Genomic DNA, 5207 nt, shown 5'->3' on the forward strand with positions numbered 1-5207 from the left:
GACCTGTCGATCACCAATGTCGGGACGCTCAACCTGACCAGCCTCAGCCTGGGCGCCAAGAGCACGCTGACCCTGACCATCGATCCGAACGCGGGGACCTATACCTCGCTGGCGGTGGCCGGGCCGGCGACCCTGGCGACCGGCGCCAAGATCGGGGTCAGCCTGACCTCGCTGCTGATGGGCCAGGCGTCCTATGTCGTGGTCCGGTCGACCAGTCTCAGTTCCGGCGTCCTCGACACCAGCCTGCTGGGCGCGGTCCCCTATCTCTATGACGCGAACCTGACCACGGACACGAGCGCCGGGACCCTGGCCATCAACCTGTCGCGCAAGACGGTCGCCCAGCTCGGCCTGCCCGCCAGCAGCAGCCAGGCCTATGAGCCGATGGTCGCGGCGATCAACACCGACACCGCGATCCGCGACGCCTTCCTGGCCATGCAGACCCGCACCGGCTTCATGAAAGCCTATAACCAGCTGCTGCCGGAGCATGGCGGCGGGGTGTTCGAATCGGTCAGCGCCAATATTGACGCCTTCGCCCGCGCCATCGACGATCGCCAGGGCCCGGACGCCGGCGGCCTCTGGGTGCAGCAGACCGGCTTCACCATGACCCATGACGGCAGTGATGACGCGCCCGGCTACACGGCCGGCGGCATTGGCCTGATCGGCGGCATGGAGTGGGCGGCGGGCCCCTGGGGCGTGGTGGGCGCGACCCTCGGCGGATCGTCCTCGCACGTGAACCCGGACGCGGCCTCGGGCGCCAGCAAGCTGGCGGTCAACACCTTCGAGGGCGGTGGTTACTGGCGCTATGTGGCGGGCAATCTGACCCTGAACGCCCGGCTGGGCGGCTCCTACATGCAGACCACCAGCCACCGGGCGATCTATCTGCTCAATGATGACGGCGACGCCCTGCTGGCCAAGGCGGTGGCCAACGCCAAGTGGAGCGGCTGGGCCATGGCGGGCCGGGTGGCGGCGACCTATGAGGCCCATGTCGGCCCGCTCTATGCGCGCCCCAGCGCCAGTATCGATTATCTGCGCCTGGAGGAGGACGCCTATTCCGAAAAGGACGGCGGCGAGGCCGTCGACCTGCATGTTAGCGCCCGCCAATCGAGCCGCAGCACCGGCTTCGCGGGTCTGGTGACCGGCACGCGCTATGGCGATCCTGAGAGCTGGTGGGGTCCGGAAGTGACCCTGGGCTACCGCGAGGTCGGCTCCGGTGAGTTGGGCTCGACCACGGCCAAGTTCCTGTCCGGAACCACCTCGTTCAATGTCCTGGCCGACGAGATCAAGGGCGGCGGGGTGGTGGCGCGGATCGCGGTCAAGGGCGAGAACGCCGGCGGCGCCTTCGTAGTCGAGGGCGGGGCCGAGACCCGCGATGCGACGGCCATCTATGACCTGAGGCTGGCGGCCCATTTCAAATTCTGATGGGCCGCGTCGGGCGCTTGCCTGGACGGCGGGGGACCTGACATGGTCGCCCGCGAATCTGGGAGAGCCATCCGATGAAGACCCGCGCCGCCGTCGCTTTCGAAGCCAAGAAGCCGCTTGAGATCGTCGAGGTGGACCTGGAGGGCCCCAAGGCCGGCGAGGTCCTGGTGGAGATCAAGGCGACGGGGATCTGCCATACCGACGCCTACACCCTGGACGGCCTGGATTCGGAGGGCGTCTTCCCCTCGATCCTGGGCCATGAAGGCGCCGGCGTGGTGCTGGAGGTGGGTGCGGGCGTGACCAGCGTGAAGCCGGGCGACCACGTGATCCCGCTCTACACGCCGGAATGCCGCCAGTGCAAAAGCTGCCTGTCGCGCAAGACCAATCTGTGCACGGCGATCCGCGCCACCCAAGGCAAGGGCATGATGCCCGACGGCACCAGCCGGTTCAGCTACAAGGGCCAACAGATCGCCCACTATATGGGCTGCTCGACCTTCGCCAATCACACGGTGCTGCCCGAGATCGCGGTGGCGAAGATCCGTTCGGACGCCCCCTTCGACAAGGCCTGCTACATCGGCTGCGGCGTGACCACCGGCGTCGGCGCGGTGGTCAATACGGCCGGCGTGGAGCCAGGGGCCAATGTGGTGGTGTTCGGCCTGGGCGGCATCGGGCTCAATGTGATCCAGGGCGCCAGGATGGTCGGCGCCGGCATGATCATCGGGGTCGACATCAATCCCGACCGCGAGGACTGGGGCCGCCGGTTCGGCATGACCCACTTCGTGAATCCCAAGACGATCGACGGGGACATCGTCGCCCATCTGGTCGGGCTGACGGACGGCGGGGCCGACTACACTTTCGACTGCACCGGCAACACCACGGTGATGCGCCAGGCGCTCGAAGCCTGCCACCGGGGCTGGGGCGAGAGCATCATCATCGGGGTGGCGGAAGCCGGCAAGGAGATCTCCACCCGGCCGTTCCAACTGGTCACCGGCCGGGTCTGGAAGGGCACGGCCTTTGGCGGGGCGCGCGGCCGCACCGACGTGCCGAAGATCGTCGACTGGTACATGGAGGGCAAGATCCAGATCGACCCGATGATCACCCACGTCATGCCGCTGGAAGACATCAACCGGGCCTTCGACCTGATGCATGCGGGGGAAAGCATCCGCAGCGTCGTGGTCTTCTGATGACGGAAATCCTCCAGCAACACCGGGTCCATGGCGGCACGCTGAGCTATTGCCGTCACCCGAGCGCGGCGACCGGAACGGCGATGCGGTTCTCGATCTTCACCCCGGGCGGGGAGGGGCCGTTCCCGTCCCTGGTCTGGCTGTCGGGCCTGACCTGCACGGAGGACAATTTCACCACCAAGGCCGGCGCCTATCGCGCGGCGGCCGAGGCGGGGCTGGTGATCATCGCACCGGACACCAGTCCGCGCGGCGAGGGCGTGGCCGATGATCCGGCCTATGACCTGGGCCAGGGGGCCGGGTTCTATGTCGACGCCACAGAGGCGCCCTGGGCGCCGCACTTCCGGATGGAGACCTATATCACCGTCGACCTGCTGGCGGCGGCGGCCGAGGTCGCCCCACTCGATCCGGCGCGGCGGGGGGTGTCTGGCCATTCCATGGGCGGCCACGGCGCCCTGACCCTGGCCCTGCGCCATCCCGAGCTCTTCCAGTCCGTCTCGGCCTTCGCCCCGATCGTCTCGCCGACCCGCTGTCCCTGGGGGGAAAAGGCGTTCACCGCCTATCTGGGCGCCGACCGCGCGCTCTGGCGCGCCCATGACGCGGCCCTGTTGATGGCCGGCGGCGCGGCGCGCGGCGCCTATGACGACCTGCTGATCGACCAGGGAACGGCCGACAATTTCCTGGAAGGTCAGCTGAAGCCGCAGCTGTTCGTCGAAGCCTGCGCTGCGGTCGGCCAGAAGGTCACTCTGCGGATGCGGGCGGGCTACGACCACTCCTACTTCTTCATGGCCAGTTTCATCGCCGACCATGTGGCCTGGCACGCCCAGCGTCTCAAACCCTAGGACGTGACACCGGTGTCAGTGAAGCGCTAGACTTCCTCCAAGACCAAGGGAGGTTGCGATGAGCGCGACACGGCGGAGCCTGCTGGGGGCGGGCGGGGGGCTGTTGGTCCCCTCGGGCGTGTTCGCGGCCGGCGCCTCGCCTGTGGCCCGGACGAGGCATGGCCCGGTGCGCGGGACCATCGAGGCCGGGATCAAGGTGTTCCGGGGCGTGCGCTATGGCGCAGACACTGCTCCCCGCCGCTTCCAGCCGTCGGTCCCGCCGACGCCCTGGACGCAGGTCGCCGACGCCTCGGCCTATGGGCCGGCCTCGCCGCAGTCCGGCGATGAGGGCCATCAGAGCGAGGACTGCCTGTTTCTCAATGTCTGGACGCCAGGTCTCGCCGACGGCGGCCGACGGCCGGTGATGGTCTATATCCATGGCGGCGCCTATTCCGGCGGCTCGGGCTCGGCGCCGGTCTATGACGGCGGCAGGCTCTGTCGGCGCGGCGACGTGGTGGTGGTGACAATCAATCACCGGCTTAACGTCTTCGGCTATGGCTATCTGGACAAGCTGGCCGGCCCGGCTTTCGCGGGCTCCGGCAATGCCGGCATGGACGACATCGTGCTGGCGCTGCGCTGGGTGCGCGACAACATCGTCCAGTTCGGCGGCGATCCGGGCCGGGTGATGCTGTTCGGCCAGTCCGGCGGCGGGGCCAAGATCGCCACCCTGATGGCCATGCCCAGCGCCCGGGGCCTGTTCCACGCCGCCGCGACCATGAGCGGCCAGCAGGTGACGGCGTCCGGTCCGCTGCACGCCACCGAGCGGATGAGGCTGTTCCTGGCCGCTGTCGGCCTGACGCCGGACCGGGCGGCCGAGGTGGCGACCCTGCCGACCGGCAAGCTGGTCGAGGGGCTGGCGGTCGCCGACCCCTTCACGCCGGGCCGGCTCTATTTCGGGCCGGTGCTGGATGGGCGCGCCTTGCCACGTCATCCCTTCTATCCGGACGCCAGTCCTCTGGGCCTGAAGATTCCGATGATCATCGGCAACACCCACGACGAGACCCGCGCCTTCCTGGCCCATTCCAATCCCAATCCGTTCGCCATGGGCTGGGCGGATGTCCCGGCGCGGATCGCCGCCGAGATGCGGGTGGATATCGATCCCGACGCGGTGGTCGCCGCCTATCGGGCGCTCTATCCGGCCTATTCTCCGACCGACGTGTTCTTCGCAGCGACCACGGCCGGGCGGTCCTGGCGGGGCGCGATCATCGAGGCGGAGGAGCGGGCCAAGGCCGGGTCGCCGGCCTGGGTCTATCAGCAGGACCTGCCGACCACGGTCGAAGGGGGCCGGCTGAAGGCCATGCACATGTCCGATATCGCCCTGGCCTTCGACAACCTGGCGGCGGCCGGCTCCCTGACCGCGCCCTCGCCGGGGGCGCAGGGCCTGGCCGACCGGGTCAGCGCGAGCCTCATCGCGCTCGCCCGCACCGGCGATCCGAACACGGCCGCGATTCCGGCCTGGCCGAAATATGAGCTCGACCGCCGCGCGACCATGGTCTTTGACGTCGACACCCGGGTGGTCGATGACCCGCGCGGGGCGGAGCGGCGGCTGTTCGCCGCTGTGCCCTATGTCCAGCCCGGGACCTAGGCGCTCGCGCGCAAGGGAAACGGTATGACGACGCCGTCGCCAAACGCCAGGGATGGGTCCGCCTCGGCCTCGACCCAGGCCGGAACCCGCAGGGTCAGGTCGTTCATGCCGAAGGCCTGGGCGACCAGGCAGGCGGCGGCG

At 69.0% G+C, this 5207-nt stretch carries 4 protein-coding genes; all 4 read left to right on the top strand.

The window, feature by feature from the left end; translation table 11 throughout:
* On the top strand, nucleotides 1-1419 hold a 1419-nt coding region (locus tag Q7P21_RS19155), incomplete at its 5' end, for an autotransporter outer membrane beta-barrel domain-containing protein (RefSeq protein WP_304179695.1).
* A gap of 74 nt (nucleotides 1420-1493) precedes the next feature.
* Complete coding sequence (locus Q7P21_RS19160; protein ID WP_304179697.1) at nucleotides 1494-2603, top strand: S-(hydroxymethyl)glutathione dehydrogenase/class III alcohol dehydrogenase; 1110 nt, start codon at nucleotides 1494-1496, stop codon at nucleotides 2601-2603.
* Nucleotides 2603-3442 (top strand): S-formylglutathione hydrolase, encoded by an 840-nt coding sequence (fghA, locus tag Q7P21_RS19165; protein ID WP_304179700.1) that lies wholly within the window; start codon nucleotides 2603-2605, stop codon nucleotides 3440-3442. Before Q7P21_RS19160 ends, fghA begins: the two co-directional genes overlap by 1 nt.
* Nucleotides 3443-3500: 58 nt before the next feature.
* The gene (locus Q7P21_RS19170; protein WP_304179703.1) at nucleotides 3501-5066 is read left to right on the top strand and encodes a carboxylesterase/lipase family protein; all 1566 of its coding nucleotides are present in this window, start codon (nucleotides 3501-3503) and stop codon (nucleotides 5064-5066) included.
* Nucleotides 5067-5207 lie beyond the last annotated feature (141 nt).

It is taken from the genome of Phenylobacterium aquaticum (genome assembly GCF_947378715.1).
GTDB classification, from domain to species: Bacteria; Pseudomonadota; Alphaproteobacteria; order Caulobacterales; family Caulobacteraceae; genus Phenylobacterium; species Phenylobacterium aquaticum_A.